Annotated in this window: 1 pseudogene; it reads right to left on the bottom strand. The window is 34.7% G+C overall.

Features of this window, described 5'->3' with window-relative positions:
* Positions 1–61 precede the first annotated feature (61 nt).
* Positions 62–148 (bottom strand): annotated as a pseudogene (locus P6709_RS19855) (7-cyano-7-deazaguanine synthase); the annotation flags it as partial.
* Positions 149–285 lie beyond the last annotated feature (137 nt).

The following is a 285-nucleotide window of genomic DNA, read 5'->3' as shown; positions in this document are numbered from 1 at the left end:
AAACAAAACTTCCTATTCATTTTCACTATTCCATCAAGAAATTTTTGATCAATCAAACCTTTATATGTCTCTCGCCAATTTGCTTTGCCAGCACCGCAGCAAAAGACATAAAAAGAAGATTTCTTCCGGGCACGAAAGTAGAAGGCAGCATTTAATGTTTGTTTGAGTCGGGATTTAGATGAGTTTGTCATTATTTCCTTTATAATCGTTTTTTGTGTAACTATACTACATTTTTCGTTCTTCAGATTTACGGACCATCTGCGCAAAGAGCTTCAGGTAAAATAT

It is taken from the genome of Jeotgalibacillus sp. ET6 (genome assembly GCF_029667115.1).
Classification (GTDB): Bacteria; Bacillota; Bacilli; order Bacillales; family Jeotgalibacillaceae; genus Jeotgalibacillus.
Note: the sequence above shows the minus strand (reverse complement) of the source record. Positions and strands in the feature narration are given on the sequence as shown.